The following is a 17,237-nucleotide window of genomic DNA, read 5'->3' as shown; positions in this document are numbered from 1 at the left end:
CGTCCTTGTAGGCTCTTACGCGGCATCCATGCCGCGTAAGGTCCCACGCCGGTGGGTGGGCAAGGACCAGTGAAGATGATCGGTGTGTGTGGTTTTTAACAAAGCAACCGACTCACTTCGGTGCGGTGTCCTCGCCGCTTGCGGGACCGTGTGGCGGCATGGATGCCGCCACCGAGCCCCCAGGGATGGGTTTACGGCGTGTCCCGCGAGCGGCGAGGGCACCGCGCACTCGACCCGCTCAGCGTTTGATCTGGGCTTCCGACGCGTTTGACCTGAACTTCCGACGGCATCCACCAGGATGCGGCCGACAACACCACTGCATTCCCCACTCACGCCTTGAGCCGGTAACCGCTGCGGAAGATCGCCGCCACCACGCCCAGGCACACCAGCAGGAACAGCAAGGTCATGCCAGTACTCACCGCGATGTGCACATCGGCCTTGCCGTAGAAGCTCCAGCGGAAGCCGCTGATCAGATAGACCACCGGATTGAACAGGGTGACCTTCTGCCATAGCGGCGGCAGCATGTTGATCGAATAGAAACTGCCGCCCAGGAAGGTCAGCGGCGTCACCACCATCAGCGGGATCACCTGCAGTTTTTCGAAGCCGTCGGCCCAGATGCCGATGATGAAGCCGAACAGGCTGAAGGTCAGCGCGGTGAGCACCAGAAAGCCCAGCATCCACACCGGATGCGCGATCTCGTAAGACACGAACAGCCGCGCGGTGAGCAGGATCAACAGCCCCAGCAGCACCGACTTGGTCGCCGCCGCGCCCACATAGCCGATCACGATCTCCCACCACGCCACCGGCGCGGACAACACTTCGTAGATGGTGCCGGCCCAGCGCGGCATGTAGATGCCGAACGAGGCGTTGGAGATGCTCTCGTTGAGCAAGGACAACATCACCAGGCCCGGAATGATGAAGGCGCCGTAGCTGATGCCGTCGATGTCGCCCATGCGCGAACCGATCGCCGCGCCGAACACCACAAAATACAGCGATGTCGACAACACCGGCGAGGCGATCGACTGGGTCAGCGTGCGGAAGGCGCGCGCCATTTCGAAGCGGTAGATCGCCGCAATCGCATGCCGGTTCATGCGCGCACCTCAACGTTGCGGGCGCCATGCACCAGGTTGACGAAGATCTCCTCCAGCGAACTCTCGCTGGAATGCAGGTCCTTGAAGTCGATGCCCTGCTCGTTGAGCCGGCGCAGCAGCGCACCGATGCCGGTCTGCTCGGCCTGGGTGTCGAAGGTGTAGATCAGGCTGTTGCCGTCGGCCGACAGTTCCAGCGGCAGATCGGCCAGTGCGCCCGGGACCGACTGCAGCGGCGCCTGCAGGCTGAGCGTGAGCTGCTTCTTGCCGAGCTTGCGCATCAGCGTGTGCTTGTCTTCCACCAGCACCAGCTCGCCGCGATTGATCACCCCGACCCGGTCGGCCATGTCTTCGGCTTCCTCGATGTAGTGGGTGGTCAGGATGATGGTGGTGCCCTGCTCGCGCAGCCGCCGCACCATCTGCCACATGTCGTGGCGCAGCTCCACGTCCACGCCCGCAGTGGGTTCGTCCAGGAACAGGATGCGCGGCTCGTGCGCCAGCGCCTTGGCGATCAGCACGCGCCGCTTCATGCCGCCGGACAGCGTGGAAATCTTGTTGTGGCGTTTGTCCCACAGCGAGAGCTCGCGCAGCACCGTCTCCAGGTACGCCGCATTGGCCGGCTTGCCGAACAGGCCGCGACTGAAGCGCACGGTGGCCCACACGGTTTCGAACGCGTCGGTGGCCAGCTCCTGCGGCACCAGGCCGATGCTGGCGCGCGCGGCGCGGTAGTCGCGCACGATGTCGTGGCCATCGGCCAGCACCGTGCCGGTGCTCGGATTGATCAGCCCGCAGATGATGCTGATCAGGGTGGTCTTGCCGGCGCCGTTGGGACCGAGCAGCGCGAAGATTTCGCCGCGCCGGATCTCAAGATCCACCTGCTTGAGCGCCTGAAAACCGCCAGCGTAGGTCTTGCTCAATCCCTGGATGGAAACGATTGGAGTCATGTCTTCTGCACTGGAACGATCAGCGGCACAGGGTAGGCCGTACGCCGTCCAGATGGGAGAGCTGCTGATGGGATAGTGTCTCCCGACACGCGACCTTGAGCGGCCAACAGCGCTGCTGCGCAGACCGCAGGCGGTCACGACCGACGCGTCCAATGCCAGTCATCGCACGCAGCCGCTACGTTTCGTCAGCCGCCCCGGATGTGGCATCAGCGAGCTGGGCCGTGCAGGCCCACCGCATCGCATGCCCGCCTATTCCTGCATTGACCTACATTGAAGCGCGCTTGGCGCGATGAAGGTTGACCGATAGCGCCTCATCGCGCGCCTCCCCAAACCCTGCAGACGCTGGCGCTCTTGCGATTCCCGATTCCCACGCGCTCAAGCGCGCTTGCGCGACTCGATCAGATCCAGATTGCGCACCAGCCGGCGCGACAGGTCGTCGGAAATCTCGCGCCGTCGCGCCAGCTTGAACAACTCGTTGCGCTCGGCCACCAATGCCGCATGACGGAACTGGCGCAGCGCCTGCTCGTAGGCGCCGGCCTCTTCCGGGTCGGTCTCGGCCATGTCCACCGCACCGAGCTTGCGCTGATAGCGCTGGCTGACCTGGTTGGCGGCGGCGTTGTAGCGCTCGGCATGCGTGCTGTCGTGCACCAGCCGCTGACGCAGTTTTTCCACCGCCTCCAGCGCCGCCTGGGAGGCGGCTTTCACCGCCAGGTCTTCCTTGAGCTGCTCGTCTTCTTCTTCCGGCAACTCCAGGCCGCGCAGCAGCCGCGGCAGCGCCACACTGGCCACCAGCAACGACACCAGGATCACCGAGGCGGCCAGGAAGATCGCCAGCTGGCGGGCAGGAAATGGCGAGCCGTCTTCCAGCATCAACGGCAGCGTGAGCACGCCGGCCAGCGTGATCGCACCGCGCACACCGGCCAGCGACACCGCCACCACGATCCGCCACGGCGGGCTGACATGCGCCTCGCCGCGCCGCTGCGCCTTGAAGATGTTCCAGCGCAGCGACAGGAACACCCACACGAACCGCAGCGCCATCAGGCTGGCGCTGATGGTGGCCACGTACACCGCCAGCCACCACGGATTGAGGTGCCCGGCTTCCTGCACGCTGCGCACCGCGCCGTCCAGGATGCCCGGCAACTGCTCGCCCAGCAGTACGAAGATGATGCCGTTGAAGGTGAACTGCACCGTGTCCCACACCGCCGAGCGCTGCAGCCGCATATTGCCCGGCGCGTTGCCGGCCATTTCCACGTAGCTCATGGTGACGCCGGCGGCCACCGCGGCCAGGATGCCCGAGGCATGGAAGGCTTCGGCCAGCAGATAGGCCGCGAACGGGGTCAGCAGATTCACCAGGATCGCCGAACCGGGTTCTTCGCCGAAATGGCGCCAGATCCAGGCCTGGATACGACTCAACCCGAACGTGGTCGCCACCCCCAGCGCCAGCCCGGCCAGCGCCACCCACAGGAAGGTCAGCGAGGCGCTGGCGATCGAGAAGGTGCCGGTCAGCACCGCCGCCACCGCGAACTGGAAGCACACCAGGCCGGAGGCATCGTTGAGCAGCGATTCGCCTTCCAGGATGTGCATCAGCCGCCTGGGAATCGGCACCTTGGAGGCAATCGAGGACACCGCCACCGGATCGGTCGGCGAGATGATCGCCGCCAGCGCGAAAGCCACCGCCAACGGCATCGCCGGGATCAACCAATGGATCAGCAGGCCTGCACCGACCACGGTGAACACAACCAGGCCCAGCGCCAGTTCCAGGATCGCCGCCTTGTCGCGGAACAGGCCTTGTTTGGGAATGCGCCAGCCATCCAGAAACAGCAGCGGCGGCAGGAATAGCAGGAAGAACAGTTCCGGTTCCAGCTCATGCCCCGCATCGAACACACCGGAAACCACCGCGCCAAGCGCAATCTGGACCAACGGCAACGGCAGCGAAAACGGCAGGATGCGGATCAGATAACCGCTGGCCGCGACCGCCAGCAACATGGCGAGGACGACATCGATCGAATGCATGGAAAACCCGGAAGAAGAAACGGTGCGCGCGGCATCGCATCGTGCGATGCACAACAACGTGCCAACAGGAACATACCGGTTTGCACCGGGCGAGGAAACCTCCGCCCCTTCTTGCCTGCGCGTGACACGCAACGGCAGCGTTACCACCAAAACGTGCGGACGCAATGCCCGAAGCTGGCGTGGATCGCGCCGGTCCCGACGGATACGCCAGCGCATGGGCAGGCCGGCGCGATGGTGCAGTAGCGCTCCAGCGAGGCGGCCGGCATGCAGGTAGAGCGGGATCGGAATCCCGGCATTGCGACGCTACGAGTGCGCGCGCAGTACGCCCTACGACGACAGGCCGCCGCTCAGCGACGCCCTATTGGCAGACACCGAAACCTGCGCGCTGACTCCGTCCGATCGCGGTCCGATTGCATGGACCAGAAGACGCTGCGCAGCGCGGCGCCGCTGGCTTGTCGACGACAGCTACGGCCAAGCATGTGTCACCGGCGACATGCAGGCGGCGCAGCAGCGGATCGGAGCCTGCAGGCGCGCTGTCATAGCGGCGATCGAAGGCGCAGCCGCGTCGTCAGTGAAGCGGTACGCGGCCTGACCGGGCCAGGTTGATGAGCAACCCGGCAATGCCGTCGATCTATCGCAGGATTGCCGGTGCGTCGCGCGGCCGCAGGTGCCGCAGCCCACCCCGCCGGCAAGCACATCGCCCGCCCTGACGACCCCGCATTCCGGCGCACGGCGCCTGCCAATTCGCGCCTCGATGCGCTCACGTGCGATGCACGTGCTGTTTCGCATGCGCGGTGGAAGTGCGCGTAGCCTCGACCGGAACGATGAATGTCGCGGCATGCAGTTGCAACCTGGAATCGTAGTGACTCACCGTCACCCTGAGCGTCCTGGGCTTTTTCTTGAATGCGTACGGCCACTGCGCACCCACCATTGCCTGCCCGACCTTTCGACCATCGGCGTCTTGAACGAGCTGGAGATGCACCGGGTAATTGCCGACACCACCATTGTCCGCATCGTTGGCATCGACCACATCGAGATGGGCTTTCGAGAACGCCAGCGTTGACGGACCACCGCCCTTGACACTGGCGCTGTCATCGAACCCGATGTTCTTGTAGCTGTAACTCAGCAACAGCACCTGCGTGGGAACCCAGGATCCGCCGCCTTGAGGATGGATTCTGACCTTTGCAGGCCGCGCAGCATCGATGCTGAACTCCCACTCGCCCGGCACGATCCACTTCTGCCCGGGGCGATAGAGGCCGCGTGCGGCGGCGCCAGCAGTCGATGACGTTGCGGACGCTGGTGCGACAGCGACTGCTTGCCCGGCGCCGAACACGGCCAGCGTGCCTGCAAGCAGCCATGCACCTCTCACGATCGTGTTGAACTGCGCGCGCTCCGGCTTCATTTCTTCGCACCCTCTGTCGGTTGATCGGTTGAAGCCAGGCGACTCTCTGATGATCGATCGCTTACCTTGTGAACTGGATCTGTTCGATGCGTCTCGGCAATCGCGATGCCTTCTGTCGACACGAGAGTACACGGCTGAAACCCTGCAACCGCACTGGAAAAATGCGCCGTCCGCGCGTGGTTATTGCGGCTTCACGCAGAAGGGCGCTCATCGGCAGTACATGCACCTGCGGCATGGACAGTCATGCCCAAACGTGACCGCTGATCCGAGGCGTGCCCCCACTGCCGTCGGTGGGGACCACAGCGCACGGTCATGCGCAGCCGTCAGATCGTCGTAACTCGATAAACGATGGTGGCAGCCTTGGATGTGTCCGTACCGCATCTCCGGCCGCCAACGCGGCAAGCACAACCGCAGCGCATCGACCCAGCAACGGTCCACAAGCAACCGCTACAGCGACGGCGCGCATCGCATGCAGCGATGTAAAAAACACGTGATGCATCCGCGCGGCATCTCCCCGCGTATCCAGGGTCACGATTGCCATCCAGGCGATCGCTAAACCAAAGGATCGATGCCCCATGAAGACCTCACTCCAGTCGCTTGCCGTTGCTACCGCCATTGCCCTGACCAGCGCAATGACTCCCGTGTACGCCGCATCCAACCCGACCGTGGGCGGTGCGCCGATGCTGGCAACCAAGGACATCGTCGACAACGCGGTCAACTCCAAGGACCACACCACCCTGGTCGCCGCCGTCAAAGCCGCCGGTCTGGTCGACACGTTGAAAGGCCCGGGTCCGTTCACCGTCTTCGCGCCGACCAACGCCGCCTTTGCCGCACTACCGGCCGGCACCGTGGACACGCTGTTGAAGCCGGAATCCAAGCCGATGCTGACCAAGGTGCTGACCTACCACGTAGTGCCGGGCAAGGTGGACGCTGCTTCGCTGATCGCCAAGATCAAGGCAGGCGGCGGCAGCGCCACGCTGACCACCGTGCAGGGCGAACCGTTGACCGCCAAGCTCAACGGCAAGAAGGTCACCATCACCGACGCCAAGGGCAATACGGCCAACGTCACCATTGCCGATGTCATGCAGAGCAATGGCGTGATCCATGTGGTCGACAAGGTGTTGATGCCGTAACTGCACGCGACTGATCGCACCCGGCTATTGGCGTGCGCATCACGCCCATCGACGAAGCCAAGATTGGTTCCGTCGATGGGTGTCGCGATAGGTAAGAAGCACACGACCTATGCAGCGGCGCCCGCAGGCGACGCCGTGCGAGCGCTGCAACGCCATCGCCTCTAAGAGCAGCTAACAAAACCTGGCGAGCGAGCGCCTGTCAGTGAGTGCAGTGGTTTTGTCGGCCGTATCTTGGTGGATGCAGTCAGAAGTCAAGATCAAACACTGAGTGGGTCGAATGCGCGGTGCCCTCGCCGCTGGCGGGACACGCCGTGAATCCATCCCTGGAGGCTCGGTGGCGGCATCCATGCCGCCACACGGTCCCGCCAGCGGCGAGGACACCGCACCAGAGACTCCGCTGGTTGCTTGGTTTAAACCCATGCATGCCGACCATCTCGACTGGCCCTTGCCCGTCCAGCGTCGCGGGACCTTACGCGGCATGGATGCCGCGTAAGCGCTTACAAGGACGTACTTGCAGCGTGTCCCGCGACGCTGGGCGGGCAAGGGCACTGCAACCAGGCCGCAGATAGCCGGCCTGCAGTAGGCTGACACGAAGTCATTTTGTTAGCCGCTCCAAATGCACATCGAGATGCGCTTCGATGCGCAGTTGGTTTGTTGAAAGCAATTCGCGTATGCCTGGAACCATTCCCGGCATCGCTCCCCAACCGCGAAGCGGCGGTGACGGAGCCATTGGCTCGCCAGTGGCTCCCCTTGGTGTCTTATTCTCCGACACCGTGCGCGTGCAGGTTGTGCGCGCATTTTTTATGCCCTGGGCTATGCCCTGGGCACCGCACGCATCGCCACTGGCGCATCCAGCAGTTGCCGTAAATCGTTGACGAATCCACGGTAGCCCTCTTCGCGCGCCGCGTCCGATCCTTGCCGCAACACCCAGGACGGATGCACCGTGGTCAGTACCGGTGTTCCATCGTCCAGGCGTTGCCATTGGCCACGTTGCTGCATCAACCGGAAACCACTGCCCAGCAGCGCCTGTGCCGCCGTTGCGCCCAGGCACACGATCTGCGCGGGGCGCAGCTGTGCACGCTCGGCGTGCAACCAACCGCTGCACGCCTGCACATGCGTCCGTTCGGGATTGCGATGCAGCCGCCGCTTGCCACGCTGCTCGAAGCGGAAATGCTTGACCGCATTGGTCACATAGACGGTTTCGCGGTCGATGCCGATCTCGCCCAGCGCCATGTTGAACAGGCGCCCGGCCGGTCCGACAAACGGTCGTCCGCTCAGATCCTCTTCATCGCCGGGCTGCTCGCCGATCACCATCACCGCTGCATCGCTCGGCCCCTCACCGAACACGGTCTGCGTTGCCGGTTGCCACAACGCGCAGCGCCGGCAATCGCGCGCGGCCATGCGCAACTGCGCCAGGCTTTGCGTGGACACTTCCGGAGTCGGTGCCGGTGCTACCGGCACACGCCGCCGCACAGGCTCGGGCGCACGTTCGGCCATCGCGCGCACGCGCACGCCGGCATCGCGGATCAGCTCCGGCAACAAGCTCGCTTCGGGCAGGTTCTTCCAGTATTTCTGCGGCATTTCCTGCCGCATCATGGTCGGGTTGAGCCGCGCCGGATTGAAGATATGCGCGTAATACGTCCGCCACAACGTCTCCTGCGCATCGTCGGCCGGCACCTGCGTGCGCACCGCGCCTTCGCCGAACGTCAACGCCTGCCCATCCCAACGTACGCTGCGATACGGCGTGAGAATCGCCCAGCGCATGCCAGCGAAACGGCGCGCGAAAAACGGCGCGACCCGATCCACGATCCAATGTTCGGGCTCGAACCACGCCACGAAGTCTTCCTCTTCGCCGGGCAGGCGCCGAAAGCGCACGAACGCCTTCATCTTGTGCGTATCGCGCTGCACCGCTTTCTGCCACTGCGCCACCCGGTGCACATCGACATCGGTCGCCCGCTCCAGCAACGCCCGCTCACCGGACGCCACCCGCCACAACAACCGATACAGCACCGCGTACCGCTGCGGATCGCGATGACACAGCACTGCGCCCGCCATCTGCAGAAACTCCGCCGACACCCGTGGCGCACCAACCACTGCCGGCAACTCCGACAGCGCCTGCCCCATCAACAACCCGCCCTGCACGCCCCCATTCCATGCAATGGAATCAGGCTCCACCTGCGCGCACCACCCCGCCCGCGCCGACGCGCGCCACGCATCAAGACTCCAACCCGGCGCAACGTCAGCGCTGAACATCGCGATGGGCGGGGTTGGGGATTGGCAAAAGCGTCGTGTTGCTGCGCAAGCACTGGTGTTGGGTGGCACCTTTGCGCGTGATGCCGCCCTCATCCGCCCTTCGGGCACCTTCTCCCGCAACATGGGAGAAGGCAGCGGAAGCGGCGGTGCACCAGATGCTAGCGGGTAGCTGCGGTTTCAATCGAACAGACTCGCCTGCCGTGGCGCTGGCGCCAACTGCGCGCGTAACCGCACCGGATCATCCAGTCGCTGGCGCGGATGATGATCCAGCACACTCACGAACGGCAGCAACTTCTTCATCGGCACCCGCAAGCGTGCCAGGTCTCCCACCCGCAACCGTGCATGCCTGCGCGACAGCAACAAGCGCTCCACATTGCGCGTGCCCAGGCCCGGCACCCGCAGCAACATCTCGCGTGGCGCCACGTTCAAATCCACCGGAAACCGCTCCGGGTTGCGCAACGCCCAGGCCAGCTTCGGGTCTACATCGAGATCGAGCATGCCACTGGAGTGCGCCGGCGCAATGTCTTCCACGCTGAACTCGTAAAAGCGCAGCAACCAGTCGGCCTGATACAGCCGGTGCTCGCGCTGCAACGGCGGGGCCTGCAGCGGCAACTTGGACGAGGCATCCGGGATCGGACTGAAGGCCGAGTAATACACCCGGCGCATCCGGTAATTGCCGTAGAGATTGTGGCTGGTGTGCAGAATGCTGCGGTCGTTGGCGTCGTCGGCACCGACGATCATCTGCGTGCTCTGACCGGCCGGCGCGAAGCGGGGCGGCTTGGCCCGGCGCACCTTCTCGGCCTTGCGCTCCAGCTGGTTTTCCTCGATGCGCCAACGCAGCTCGCCCATCGCCGCGCGGATGCCGCCAACGCTTTTTTCAGGTGCCAGCAGCGTCAGGCCCTGCTCGGTCGGCAGTTCCACATTGATGCTCAGACGGTCGGCATAACGGCCGGCCGCCGCCAGCAACTCCGGGGTTGCATCGGGAATGGTCTTGAGATGGATGTAGCCGGCGAAGTGATGCACCTCGCGCAGCTGCCGCGCCACTTCCACCAGCTGCTCCATCGTGTAATCGGAGTTGCGGATGATGCCGCTGGAGAGGAACAGGCCCTCGATGTAATTGCGCTTGTAGAAGTCCAGCGTCAGCGTGACCACTTCTTCCGGGGTGAAGCGCGCGCGGCGCACATTGCTGGACACCCGATTGACGCAATACGCGCAGTCGAACACGCAGAAGTTGGTGAGCAGGATCTTCAGCAGCGACACACAGCGGCCGTCCGGCGTGTACGAGTGGCAGATGCCCATGCCCTCGGTGCTGCCGATGCCGCCGGTACCGAGCGAATTGCGCTTGTTCGCTCCGCTGGAAGCGCAGGAGGCATCGTATTTGGCCGCATCGGCCAGCACTGCGAGCTTGTCGAGGATTTTCACGGCAGTAGCATGAGACGGGTGCGTCTCACGCTGTGAGACTGGGCCGTACCGCATCGTGAATGCTTCAGAGCGCGGCAACGGGGTCGCGCAGAGGTCGCCAGCGGCCGCGTCAGGGGGCAAGACCGCACCGTCCCCGCGCATGCCGCAGCCCCGGGCGGGGTCGCCTTACGCCTTACGCCGCGAGCCGCCCCGCTCTCCCGCTCTCCCGCTCTCCCGCACGGGAGCACGGAGGATGCACCGGACCACATTGGGCGCTACGCCACAGCATGCCCCGCAACCAGGCCGCCGCCATCGAAGCGGTAGATGTCCATCGCCAGCAACCCCATGTCGATACCCGCATCGATGCGCTGCGCGCCGAGCCGGTCGCCGCCGGCCGCACCCATCGCCACATACAGCGGCAACAGGTGTTCGTCGGTGGGATGCGCGCGTTCGGCATACGGTGCCTGGCGGCGATAATCCAGCAGCGCGGGGATGTCGTCTTCGACCAGCTTGCGCTCGGTCCACTCGATGAAGGGCCGCACATACGGCGCCTCGCGTTCGACGCTGTAGCCGTGGCGAAGATCGTGCAGGTTGTGGGTGATGCTGCCCGAGCCGATCACCAGCGCGCCTTCGTCGCGCAGCGAAGCCAGCGCGCGCCCCACCGCAAACTGGTGGGCGGGGCCGAGTTCGGGCTGGATCGACACCGACACCACCGGGATGTCCGCAGCCGGATACAGCAAGCGTAGTGGCACCCACACGCCATGGTCGAAGCCGCGCTGCGGGTCCAGCTGCGGATGCAGGCCGGCCTGTTCCAGGCGAGCCGCGATCCGCTGCGCCAGCACCGGCTCGCCCGGCGCGGGGTAGTCCAATGCGTAGAGCGGTGCAGGAAAACCGCCAAAGTCGTGAATGGTCGCCGGCCGGGCAGCGCTACTGACCAACGGGCGACGGCCCAGCCAATGCGCGGAGGCGATCACGATCGCCCGCGGGCGCGGCAAGGCCTGGCCCAGTTCTGCCAGGCGCTCGCCAACCTGCCCTGGCTGCAGCGCAGTCATCGGCGATCCGTGCGAGATATAGAGGGAAGGCAGGCGGGGCATCGGCAACTCCTCGAACAGGGCGACAGGCCGCTTCAACGCGCCGGCTTCAATGCCAACGCACCATCGCCGAGCAGCGATTGCACGATCAGCAGCACCGCCCACAATGCCGGGTATTCCCAGCCGCCGCCCGGATTGGAGAAGCCGAAGCCGTTGCCGCCATGCACACTGACGATGGTGCCCAGCAGCAACGGCACGCCCAGCAGGGCGACCCAACGCGCGTAGACGCCGAGCACCAAGGACAGGCCGAGCCCGAGTTCCAGCGCGATGGTGAGGTAGGCGAGCGGGCCCGGCAGGCCGAGCGACTGGAAATAGGCCACGGTGCCGGCCGGCGTGAACACCAGCAGCTTGGTCAGGCCATGCGCCAGAAACAACGCACCCAGACTGACGCGCAACAAGGCAGCGCCGTAGGCAACGGTATGCGGAGAGGCCGATACGGTGGACATGCGACGCGCTCCAGTGAGAGTCCACACAGCCTATTGCTTACAAATTCATGATAAATAGTTTTAATTCGGATAATTTATTGCAATCGAAGCAACAATCGGACGATCCATGGATACCCTGGATGCGATGCGTGTGTTCACCGCCGTGGCCGAACGCAGCGGCTTCAGCGCCGCCGCCGACGCGCTGGACCGCTCCACCGCCAGCGTGACCCGCCAGGTCGCCGCGCTCGAACAACGGTTGGGCACCCGCCTGCTCAACCGCACGACACGACGAGTGAGCCTGACCAGCGCCGGCACCGCCTACTACCAGCGCTGCCTGCAGCTGCTGGCCGATCTGGACGATCTGGAGGCCACAGTGGGCGCGCAGGCGTTGGAGCCGGCCGGCGTATTGCGCGTCAATGCACCGTTGAGCTACGCAATCGAGCGCCTGGCGGCGTTGCTGCCCGGTTTCCGCGCACGTTACCCGCAGGTGGAACTGGATCTGTCGCTGTCCGACCGGCTGGTCGACATGGTCGAAGAAGGCTTCGACGTGGTCATCCGCATCACCCGTCAGCCGGCGCCGACGCTGATTGCGCGGCGCCTGGGAACGGTGCGCGTCGTGCCCTGTGCGGCACCGGCCTATCTGGCCCGCGCGGGTACGCCCATGCACCCCTCGGAGCTGGCCGACCACGAATGCCTGCTCTACCACTACGCACCCAGCGGCAACGAGATGCGCTTTCACGGGCCGGAAGGCGCGGTCGAGGTGCGTATCCGCGGCGGGCTGCACGCCAACAACGGGCATGTCCTCAATGTGGCCGCGCTAGCTGGCCTGGGCATCGTGATACAGGCCGATTTTCTGGCCGACGACCATCTCGCCGCCGGTCGCCTGGTTCGCATTCTTCCCGAGTACGCCTTGGCCGACGTCGGCATCTTTGCGGTCTATACCAGCCGCAGCCATCTCGCGCCGAAGGTGCGCAGCTTCATCGATTACCTGGTCGAATGCATGGCGGACCCGGCAACCGCTTGATGCCCTGGGCACCAAGTGGCTACGCCGTTGGGCGCGATCTTTCCGCGCACGGACTGACCGAGGCGGGGCGGGCATCGCCAGCTCGTCGTGCATGACGGCAGCGGCGGCGCGCTGCACACCGATTGCCGCGCGTGCGTCGCACACCAGCCCGCAACGCCTCACCGATCGCGGCACATCGCCCTAACACGCCCAACCGCATCCTTCCCCGGCCCTCTCCCACATGGAGCTTTCCACCATGCAAACCCGCACGCTTGGCCGGTCCGGCCCCACCGTTTCTGCACTCGGCCTCGGCTGCATGGGCATGAGCGCGTTCTATGGCGATCGCAGCGACGAGGCTGCGTCGATCGCGGTGATCCACCGCGCGCTCGACCACGGCATCAGCCTGCTCGACACCGCCGACATGTACGGCCCGCATACCAATGAAGTGCTGGTCGGCAAGGCGATCGCCTCACGTCGGCACGAAGTGTTTCTGGCCACCAAATTCGGCATCAAGCTCGATCCCAACGACCCGTCGGTGCGCGGCATCGATGGCAGCCCGGCCTATGTGCAGTCCGCCTGCGAAGCCAGCCTGCGCCGCCTGGGCGTCGAACACATCGACCTGTACTACCAGCACCGCGTGGACCCCAACGTGCCGATCGAAGACACGGTCGGCGCGATGGCGCGCCTGGTCGAACAGGGCAAGGTGCGTTTCCTCGGCTTGTCGGAAGCTGCCGCAGCCACCATTGCCCGCGCGCATGCGGTGCATCCGATCACCGCCGTGCAGACCGAATACTCGCTGTGGTCGCGCGAGCCGGAAGACAACGGCGTGTTCACCACGGTGCGCGAGCTCGGTATCGGCTTCGTTCCGTATTCGCCGCTGGGGCGTGGGTTTCTCACCGGCGCGTTCTCCTCGCCGGAAGACTTCGATGCCGACGATTACCGTCGCCATTCGCCGCGTTTCCAGGGCGACAACTTCACCCGCAACCTGCACCTGGTGGAGCAGGTGAAGGCGATCGCCGCCGACAAGGGCATCACGCCCGGACAGTTGGCGTTGGCCTGGGTGCTGGCGCAGGGCCAGGACCTGATCCCGATCCCGGGCACCAAGCGTCTGGCCTATCTGGAAGAAAACATCGGTGCGCTCGATGTGGCGCTGATGCCGGACGAGCTGGCGCGTATCGATGCGATCTTCCCGCCGCTGGCCGCCGCCGGCACCCGCTATCCCGAGGCGATGATGGGCGCGGTCAACCGCTGACCCATGCCGTGCGGCCGCCTGCAGTGGGCGCCGCACGCTCACACCAGCGCACCGGCGCGGCTCGCACACTGATCCGTATCACCTACAGACTTCAAACGACCGCATGCTGTCCTTTGTGATTCCCGCCCATGACGAGGCCGCGCTGATCGGCGACACCCTGCGGTGCCTGCATGCCTGCGCGCAGGCCATGCAGCTGGAGTACGAGGTCATCGTGGTGGCCGACGGCTGCGGAGACGACACCGCCGCCCTTGCGCGCGCGGCCGATGCGCAGGTGCTCGAGGTGCAACTGCGGCATATCGCCGCCGCCCGCAATGCCGGTGCGCAACTGGCGCAAGGCGATCGGCTGCTGTTTCTGGATGCCGACACCTTGGTCAACCCGCAGGTGGTCGGCGCAGCGCTTGCCGCGCTGGATGCCGGCGCGGTGGGTGGTGGCGCGCAGGTGCACCTGCAGGGCGACCGCACATGGTCCGAACGCACCGCCCAAGCCATCTTCGGTTGGTTCTTCCGGGTCAGCGGGATCGCGCCCGGGTGCTTTCTGTTCTGCACGCGCGCTGCATTCTTCAGCGCAGGCGGCTTCGACGCACGCTACTACGCCGGTGAGGACGTCGCCTTGAGCCGCGCCCTGGCGCGCTGCGGGCGGTTCGTCATCCTGCGCCAGACCGTGCACACCTCTGACCGCAAGCTGCGCAGTTTTTCCAAGCGCGAACACCTGGGCTTGCTGCTGCGGTTTCTGTGGCGCGGCCGGCGCATGCTGCAGACGCGCGACGCACTCGGCTTCTGGTACCAGCGCCGGCGCTGAACCGGGCGTGTCCGCAATGCCGCTGTCGCGTTATCGCCGCTGTTTGGCCCGGGACGCGACGACGGTGGCAACTTACACTGGAACGTCTGTATCAGTTTCGAGTTGCGCCGCATGGCTCCTTTGTCCCGTCCTGTCCTGATCGCTGCCATCTCTGCCGCCCTGCTCACCAGTGCCGCATGTCATCGCGATGACCTCGCGCAGGCGCCGTCGGCCAGCACGCAGGCCAAGCCGGCGCCCAGCACCCCCAAGCTCGGCGATTTCGGCTTCGACCTCGCCGGCATGGACCGCAGCGTGACGCCAGGCGACGACTTCTTCGGCTATGCCAGCGGCAACTGGGTCAAGACCACCCGGATTCCGGACGACCGCTCCAGCTTCACCAGCTTCGTCAGCATCGCCATCGAGACCGAACGGCATAGCCGCGACATCATCGAAGGCGCCGCCGCCAACGACCGCGTCACCGGTGAAGACAAGCAGATCGGCGACTACTACGCCGCCTACATGGACGAAGCCGGCATCGAGGTCAAAGGGGTGCGCCCGGTGCAGCCGGCGCTGGAGGCGATTGCGCAGCTGGACGACAAGCAGGCATTGGCACGCACCCTGGGCGGCCAGTTGCGCACCGACGTGGATCTGCTCAACTCCACCAATTTCTACACCGACCGGCTATTCGGGGTGTGGATCACGCAGGATCTGCATCACCCCGACCGCTACGTGCCGTATCTGGTGCAAGGCGGTCTTGGCATGCCCGACCGCAGCTTCTATCTGGACGACGGGCGCATGGCACAGCTGCGCGAGGCCTACCGTGCGCACATCGTCAAACTGCTGGAACTGGCCGGCATCGGCGACGCGCCGGCCAAGGCCGAACACATCCTGGCACTGGAAACGGCGATTGCGCGCGCGCACGCCACCGCCGAGCAGACCAACAACGTGCAGGCCGGCGCCAATGCGTGGAAACAGGCCGACTTCGTGCGCAATGCGCCCGGCCTGGATTGGCCGTTGTTCTTCGAAGCGGCCGGATTGAAGGCGCAGCAGGATTTCATCGTCTGGCAACCGCAGGCCGTGGCCGGATTGTCGGCATTGGTGCAGTCCGAATCGCTGCAGACCTGGAAGGATTACCTCAGCTTCCGCGCGCTGGACCGTGCCTCGCCCTATCTGTCCAAGGCCTTCGCCGACGAGCGCTTCGCGTTCTATGGCACCACGCTGGAAGGCACACCACGCCAGCGCCAGCGCTGGAAGCGCGGCATCGATGCCACCAATGCCGCGTTGGGCGAGGCGGTCGGCCAGCGCTATGTGAAAAAGTACGTCAGCCCGCAAACCAAGGCGCGCGCCGAAGAGATGGTCAAGAACATCGTCGCCGCCTTCGGCAAGCGCATCGACGCGCTGGCGTGGATGAGCCCGGAAACCAAGCAGCATGCCAAGGCCAAGATCGCCGGCTTGACGGTCGCGGTCGGCTACCCGGACACCTGGCGCGATTACAGCGGCCTGGACGTGCGCCGCGACGATGCGCTGGGCAACGTCGAACGTGCCGACCTGTTCGACTACCGCCGCAACCTGGCCAAGCTGGGCACGCCGGTGGATCACCGTGAGTGGTACATGCTGCCGCAGGAAGTCAACGCACTGAACATACCGCTGGAAAACCGACTGCTGTTTCCGGCGGCGATTCTGCAACCGCCGTTCTTCGACCCGGCCGCCGACGATGCGGTGAACTATGGCGCGATCGGTGCGGTGATCGGCCACGAAATCAGTCACAGCTTCGACAACATGGGTGCGTTGTTCGACGAGCACGGCGAGCTGCACAACTGGTGGACGCCGCAGGACCTGAAAAAATTCGAGACCGCCGGCAACGCGCTCGCCGCGCAGTTCAGTGCCTACAAACCGTTCGACGATCTGGCGGTCAACGGCAAGCTGACGCTGGGCGAAAACATTGCCGACGTCGCCGGGCTGGCCACCGCCTACGACGCCTATCAGTTGTCGCTGCAAGGCAAGCAGCCGCAGACCATCGATGGCTTCAGCCCGGATCAGCGCTTTTTCCTGGGCTTTGCGCAGGCCTGGCGCAGCAAGTACCGCGACGCAGCGCTACGCAATGCAGTACTCACCGATGTACACGCCCCCGGACGCTTCCGCGCGCAGACCGTGCGCAACATCGACGCCTGGTATCCGGCGTTTGAGGTGAAGCAGGGCGAGCAGCTGTATCTTGCGCCCGAGCAGCGTGTCAGGATCTGGTGATCGACTCCGCACCGCCAGGGACGGATCAATGTCCCCCTGGGCATGGCTTGCACAGTAAACTGAGCATCGGGACGTCTTGATTCGGCCAAGCGTGCCTGCCCGGCGACTTGCTAGGTGTTCAGTCCCGGCATTAGATGGATCGGATCCACCTTGAACAGATCGGGTTCGGATGTCCACTGTTTGCAGATGAATTCGTACGGTGTCAGACCT

The 17,237-nt window shown here is 65.1% G+C and carries 13 protein-coding genes and 1 pseudogene; 5 read left to right on the top strand and 9 right to left on the bottom strand.

The features are described from left to right. Nucleotides 1-329: 329 nt before the first annotated feature. The 4 genes from GGR61_RS08805 to GGR61_RS21125 all read right to left on the bottom strand — a co-directional run bounded on the left by GGR61_RS08805 (nt 330) and on the right by GGR61_RS21125 (nt 5,447). Entirely contained in the window at nt 330-1,091 is a 762-nt protein-coding gene (locus GGR61_RS08805; RefSeq protein WP_184621171.1) for an ABC transporter permease, read from the bottom strand. Further along, nucleotides 1,088-2,032 (bottom strand): ABC transporter ATP-binding protein, encoded by a 945-nt coding sequence (locus GGR61_RS08800; protein ID WP_184407918.1) that lies wholly within the window; start codon nt 2,030-2,032, stop codon nt 1,088-1,090. The genes GGR61_RS08805 and GGR61_RS08800 overlap by 4 nt, the downstream gene beginning before the upstream one ends. A 375-nt stretch (nt 2,033-2,407) precedes the next feature. Next, the gene (locus GGR61_RS08795) at nt 2,408-4,045 is read right to left on the bottom strand and encodes a Na+/H+ antiporter (RefSeq protein ID WP_184407919.1); all 1,638 of its coding nucleotides are present in this window, start codon (nt 4,043-4,045) and stop codon (nt 2,408-2,410) included. Nucleotides 4,046-4,805: 760 nt separating this feature from the next. Then, entirely contained in the window at nt 4,806-5,447 is a 642-nt protein-coding gene (locus GGR61_RS21125) for a hypothetical protein (protein ID WP_260287312.1), read from the bottom strand. Nucleotides 5,448-6,022: 575 nt separating this feature from the next. On the opposite strand from GGR61_RS21125, the gene GGR61_RS08785 reads away from it, so the two are divergent. Beyond that, nucleotides 6,023-6,580: a fasciclin domain-containing protein gene (locus GGR61_RS08785; protein ID WP_184407920.1), complete on the top strand. Its 558-nt coding sequence runs from the start codon at nt 6,023-6,025 to the stop codon at nt 6,578-6,580. 813 nt (nt 6,581-7,393) lie between these two features. Here the strand turns inward: GGR61_RS08785 and GGR61_RS08780 are convergent. The 4 genes from GGR61_RS08780 to GGR61_RS08765 form a co-directional block, all read right to left on the bottom strand. Continuing rightward, on the bottom strand, nt 7,394-8,833 hold the full coding sequence (locus GGR61_RS08780) for a UdgX family uracil-DNA binding protein (RefSeq protein ID WP_184407921.1): 1,440 nt from the start codon (nt 8,831-8,833) through the stop codon (nt 7,394-7,396). Between the two features lie 177 nt (nt 8,834-9,010). After that, nucleotides 9,011-10,255: a putative DNA modification/repair radical SAM protein gene (locus GGR61_RS08775; protein ID WP_184407922.1), complete on the bottom strand. Its 1,245-nt coding sequence runs from the start codon at nt 10,253-10,255 to the stop codon at nt 9,011-9,013. A 254-nt stretch (nt 10,256-10,509) separates the two neighbouring features. After that, on the bottom strand, nt 10,510-11,328 hold the full coding sequence (locus tag GGR61_RS08770) for a class III extradiol ring-cleavage dioxygenase (protein WP_184621170.1): 819 nt from the start codon (nt 11,326-11,328) through the stop codon (nt 10,510-10,512). A 32-nt stretch (nt 11,329-11,360) separates the two neighbouring features. Then, entirely contained in the window at nt 11,361-11,771 is a 411-nt protein-coding gene (locus tag GGR61_RS08765; RefSeq protein ID WP_184621169.1) for a DoxX family protein, read from the bottom strand. A gap of 106 nt (nt 11,772-11,877) precedes the next feature. On the opposite strand from GGR61_RS08765, the gene GGR61_RS08760 reads away from it, so the two are divergent. The 4 genes from GGR61_RS08760 (at nt 11,878) to GGR61_RS08745 (ending at nt 17,027) form a co-directional block, all read left to right on the top strand. Then, nucleotides 11,878-12,774 (top strand): LysR family transcriptional regulator, encoded by an 897-nt coding sequence (locus GGR61_RS08760; protein ID WP_184407925.1) that lies wholly within the window; start codon nt 11,878-11,880, stop codon nt 12,772-12,774. Nucleotides 12,775-13,009: 235 nt separating this feature from the next. Continuing rightward, nucleotides 13,010-14,005, top strand: coding sequence for an aldo/keto reductase (locus GGR61_RS08755; RefSeq protein ID WP_184407926.1), 996 nt, complete (start codon nt 13,010-13,012; stop codon nt 14,003-14,005). 103 nt (nt 14,006-14,108) lie between these two features. Next, on the top strand, nt 14,109-14,804 hold the full coding sequence (locus GGR61_RS08750) for a glycosyltransferase (protein ID WP_184621168.1): 696 nt from the start codon (nt 14,109-14,111) through the stop codon (nt 14,802-14,804). A 147-nt stretch (nt 14,805-14,951) separates the two neighbouring features. After that, nucleotides 14,952-17,027, top strand: a complete 2,076-nt coding sequence (locus GGR61_RS08745; protein WP_184408055.1) for a M13 family metallopeptidase — start codon at nt 14,952-14,954, stop codon at nt 17,025-17,027. A 110-nt stretch (nt 17,028-17,137) separates the two neighbouring features. On the opposite strand, the pseudogene GGR61_RS08740 reads toward GGR61_RS08745, so the two are convergent. Further along, nucleotides 17,138-17,237, bottom strand: a pseudogene (locus GGR61_RS08740) (IS481 family transposase); the annotation flags it as partial.

Source organism: Xanthomonas sp. 3058 (assembly GCF_014199765.1).
Lineage (GTDB): Bacteria > Pseudomonadota > Gammaproteobacteria > Xanthomonadales > Xanthomonadaceae > Xanthomonas > Xanthomonas campestris_B.
Note: the sequence above shows the minus strand (reverse complement) of the source record. Positions and strands in the feature narration are given on the sequence as shown.

Excerpts from the sequence above, each read along its gene's own strand:
- GGR61_RS08760 (WP_184407925.1), top strand. The coding sequence starts at position 11,878 with ATGGATACCCTGGATGCGATGCGTGTGTTCACCGCCGTGGCCGAACGC.
- GGR61_RS21125 (WP_260287312.1), bottom strand. The coding sequence starts at position 5,447 with ATGAAGCCGGAGCGCGCGCAGTTCAACACGATCGTGAGAGGTGCATGG.
- GGR61_RS08755 (WP_184407926.1), top strand. The coding sequence starts at position 13,010 with ATGCAAACCCGCACGCTTGGCCGGTCCGGCCCCACCGTTTCTGCACTC.
- GGR61_RS08805 (WP_184621171.1), bottom strand. The coding sequence starts at position 1,091 with ATGAACCGGCATGCGATTGCGGCGATCTACCGCTTCGAAATGGCGCGC.
- GGR61_RS08785 (WP_184407920.1), top strand. The coding sequence starts at position 6,023 with ATGAAGACCTCACTCCAGTCGCTTGCCGTTGCTACCGCCATTGCCCTG.
- GGR61_RS08795 (WP_184407919.1), bottom strand. The coding sequence starts at position 4,045 with ATGCATTCGATCGATGTCGTCCTCGCCATGTTGCTGGCGGTCGCGGCC.
- GGR61_RS08765 (WP_184621169.1), bottom strand. The coding sequence starts at position 11,771 with ATGTCCACCGTATCGGCCTCTCCGCATACCGTTGCCTACGGCGCTGCC.
- GGR61_RS08770 (WP_184621170.1), bottom strand. The coding sequence starts at position 11,328 with ATGCCCCGCCTGCCTTCCCTCTATATCTCGCACGGATCGCCGATGACT.
- GGR61_RS08750 (WP_184621168.1), top strand. The coding sequence starts at position 14,109 with ATGCTGTCCTTTGTGATTCCCGCCCATGACGAGGCCGCGCTGATCGGC.
- GGR61_RS08800 (WP_184407918.1), bottom strand. The coding sequence starts at position 2,032 with ATGACTCCAATCGTTTCCATCCAGGGATTGAGCAAGACCTACGCTGGC.
- GGR61_RS08780 (WP_184407921.1), bottom strand. The coding sequence starts at position 8,833 with ATGTTCAGCGCTGACGTTGCGCCGGGTTGGAGTCTTGATGCGTGGCGC.